This window comes from Nostoc sp. CHAB 5715 (assembly GCF_020829685.1).
Taxonomy (GTDB): domain Bacteria; phylum Cyanobacteriota; class Cyanobacteriia; order Cyanobacteriales; family Nostocaceae; genus Nostoc.
On record NZ_JAIVFR010001130.1, the window covers coordinates 1 to 2,213 of the forward strand.

At 39.1% G+C, this 2,213-nt stretch carries 3 protein-coding genes; 1 reads left to right on the forward strand and 2 read right to left on the reverse strand.

What is annotated here, in order from left to right; all coding sequences use genetic code 11:
• Positions 1–88: 88 nt before the first annotated feature.
• Positions 89–451, reverse strand: a complete 363-nt coding sequence (locus LC574_RS36805) for a hypothetical protein (RefSeq protein WP_229458567.1) — start codon at positions 449–451, stop codon at positions 89–91.
• A 169-nt stretch (positions 452–620) separates the two neighbouring features.
• Positions 621–1,235 carry a hypothetical protein gene (locus LC574_RS36810; protein ID WP_229458569.1) on the reverse strand — a complete coding sequence of 205 codons (615 nt, stop codon included), beginning with the start codon at positions 1,233–1,235 and terminating at the stop codon, positions 621–623.
• Positions 1,236–1,691: 456 nt separating this feature from the next.
• Between LC574_RS36810 and LC574_RS36815 the strand changes: the two genes are divergently transcribed.
• Positions 1,692–2,213, forward strand: a 522-nt coding sequence (locus tag LC574_RS36815; protein WP_229458571.1) for a class I SAM-dependent methyltransferase, incomplete at its 3' end; no start/stop codon positions are given.

The following is a 2,213-nucleotide window of genomic DNA, read 5'->3' on the forward strand; positions in this document are numbered from 1 at the left end:
CTATTAACCAAGTTAAATTGTACTTCAACAACGCCTATATGCATTTAATATTCCTGTTGCAGCAAATGCCAAACCTGATTATTGATATTTATTTGCCCATAAAAATACTCTGCAAATAATTACTAGAGATAGTTTTTTCTTGTAAATCACTTAGTAGATAGTGTTTTACAAAAGGAATTTGCTTACGTGGTAGTCCCTGATAACATAACCCTTGAAGTCGTTTATCTTTGTACAATTTAACTTGGTTAATCAGAATCTGGTTGCCATTTTGGCAAGTTTTTAAATTTCCGAATTGCTCACCTGTAGCAGTATCATCGCCTTCTCTTGCTTTTCTGCTGGATAACCATATTTCCGCAGCAGGTGCTTGACTAATATCAAGTCCGCTGTCATTACGAACGTAGCAATAGCGGAGTGAAGTAATCCCAATAAGGAAGTGATTGCTTCGTTCCACTCCGTTCCACTCGCAATGACATATCGTAAGTGATTAACCGGACTTGATATAATCGGGAAAAGGCATGACATGAGGTTTAAACCATTCGCACCCAAATTACGGAACAGGTTAGTACTATCCAATCAGGGTTTTATGAGATTTAGTAGCTTTAGCATTTTTACACCCAGGTTTAATTGCTTAGTATGCCAACCAAAATATTAATTAATTCAGTTAATTCTTCTGGGACTCGATATAATTTGAAGTCTTCAGTTATCTGCTTTTCTTGACGTTTATAAGTAGCAAATCGCCAATCCTCACCAGTAGTTACGGCTCCATAAAGAATTGGTGTATCTGAATTTATCCATTGATCTAGTGCAATTAATTCTACGGCTAATTGTATAAAGCCCCTACTTAAGTCTGCTTGTTTAGCTTCAATCACTAACAATCCCTTACCTTTATCAATATAGTAATCTAAGTTACCTTTGAGTTGGTCGCTGACGCTAATGGCATACTCAATATTCAATTGGGTTTGCGCGATTTCACAAACTTCTAGTAGTATGGGTGCGATAATTGCTTGCTTACGTGCATCTTCACTCAGTAGCTTGACACATCGGAGATTCCGTTCAATGACTCGCTGCAAATCTAGGATTTGATTAGGGATAGATATCGATCGCGGTAATTGTAACCGTTCACGTTCGTAGTCACAACCCAATTCAGCCAGAATATCCCCTGGAGAAAAAGGTAGTTCAAAATATTTACTAAATGTATAACTTTGACCAGGTTGAATAATTCGAGGTCGATTCATAAATTTCGACTATAACTTAAGTAAATACAAATACTACACCCAGATGAACAGACGAAGACGATAGAGATTACAGCTATTTTCAGGTAAATAGACCACGCGGTAGGGGTAAAGCGCATTGCTCATACGTGTCAACTTAACGTAAAAGCTATGTCCCGCAAGGAACTTCAGTTCCTTGCTAATAGCGAAAGTCATCTGAAGATGACTAAATATAACCAAAAATCTTTAGTCTACTTCAGTAGACTTTAGCTATGAGCCTTGAACTTTAGTTCGAGGCGGGTGAGGAAGCTTTCAGTTAAGCTACTTTTAGCTTAAGTTGACACGTATGAGCATTGCGCTTTACCCTACGATAGATGTGGTTCAAATACATGAAAACTGCTATAAGCTGACTGGGTATTCCTGATAAACCACTCTTGGGCGATAGTATAACTGTAGATTCTTTCAATTCTCTCACCTACTATGCCAAAACAGTCTATAGGTCTTGATAACCAAGTATATAATTACCTTTTATCCGTTTCGCTGCGGGAACCGGAGATTCTTTTGAAGTTGCGCCAAGAAACCGCCAGCCATCCAAGAAGCAGAATGCAGATTTCACCAGAACAAGGGCAGTTTATGAGACTTTTGGTGCAGCTTATTGGAGCCAAAAAAACCTTGGAAGTTGGAGTATTTACAGGTTATAGCTCACTTTCTGTAGCTTTGGCACTACCGCCTGATGGCAAGATTATCGCCGCTGATGTGAGTGAAGAATTTACTGCGATCGCCCGCCGATATTGGCAAGAAGCCGGTGTTGCCGATAAAATCGATCTACGATTGGCACCAGCTTTGGAAACTTTAGATCAGCTGTTGGCAACTGGGCAAGCCGAGACATTTGATTTTGCTTTTATTGATGCTGATAAAGAAAATTATGATCGATATTATGAGCGATCGCTGCAATTGGTGCGTCCAGGTGGATTAATTGCTATCGATAATGTTTTGTGGTCA

Coding starts and splice junctions, on each gene's coding strand:
- LC574_RS36810 (WP_229458569.1), bottom strand. CDS start 1,235: ATGAATCGACCTCGAATTATTCAACCTGGTCAAAGTTATACATTTAGT.